This window comes from Syntrophomonas zehnderi OL-4 (assembly GCF_000983115.1).
In the GTDB taxonomy this organism is placed as follows: Bacteria; Bacillota; Syntrophomonadia; order Syntrophomonadales; family Syntrophomonadaceae; genus Syntrophomonas_B; species Syntrophomonas_B zehnderi.
Genome location: NZ_CGIH01000014.1, coordinates 1 through 1,050, shown reverse-complemented (window position 1 = coordinate 1,050; position 1,050 = coordinate 1). Strand labels below are relative to the sequence as shown.

Here is a 1,050-nt window from a genome sequence, read left to right as displayed (position 1 = left end):
CAGCGGAAAAACACCAGACTTCGCCTACAAAACCAGCCTAGGAACATACCTACGCTACGAAAACCTCGTATACATGTACAGCATGATCCTCGACTACTACAACACCAGCGGAAACAAAGCAGCCTTCGCCGCAATGAAACCAATAACCATAGTCAACCTCCCCGTACTTAACACATTCACCATAGACCAAATCAAACAAGCAGCAACCACAGTCAGAGATTACATTGAGAATAATCAAAAACTACCCAATACAATCCTTATAGGCAGCACAGAAGTTACCATGCCACAATTCCTAGAACTACTAACCACAACCACAATAAGAATCAACAACGGAAACAACAAACCCATACCACTAAGAACATTCACCGCACCCACAAACCCCTTGGAAAACATAGTAGCCGGAAACATCTACAAAACAGAATACCTTAAAATAGCAAATGCCGTTAAAAACTACATGGACTCCACTGGAAAAACACCAAACTATGTTAGTCCAACTAGTATAGGAAATCAACTTCGATATGAAAATTTGGTTTACATGTACAGCATGATCCTCGACTACTACAACACCAGCGGAAACAAAGCAGCCTTCGCCGCAATGAAACCATGGAGCGTTGTATCTCAACCAGTCCTCGCAACATTTACCATAGACCAAATTAAACAAGCAGCAACCTCAGTCAGGAATACCATAGAAACAACCCGGTTGTTACCAACAACTGTACTCATTGGCACGACCAACGTTACTATGCCTCAATTCTTAGAACTACTAGCCACTACCACCATACAAATCAACAACGGAAACAACAACCCCGTAACACTAAAAAACTTCACCGCACCCACAAGCCCCCTAGAAAACATAGTAGCCGGAAACATCTACAAAACAGAATACCTTAAAATAGCCAACGACATCAAAAACTACATGGACACCAGCGGAAAAACACCAGACTTCGCCTACAAAACCAGCCTAGGAACATACCTACGCTACGAAAACCTCGTATACATGTACAGCATGATCCTCGACTACTACAACACCAGCGGAAACAAAGCAGCCTT

Annotated in this window: 1 protein-coding gene; it reads left to right on the top strand. The window is 42.8% G+C overall.

What is annotated here, in order from left to right:
- A partial coding sequence (locus AAV90_RS04655; protein ID WP_198142815.1) for a pseudomurein-binding repeat-containing protein occupies positions 1 to 1,050 on the top strand: 1,050 nt, incomplete at both ends.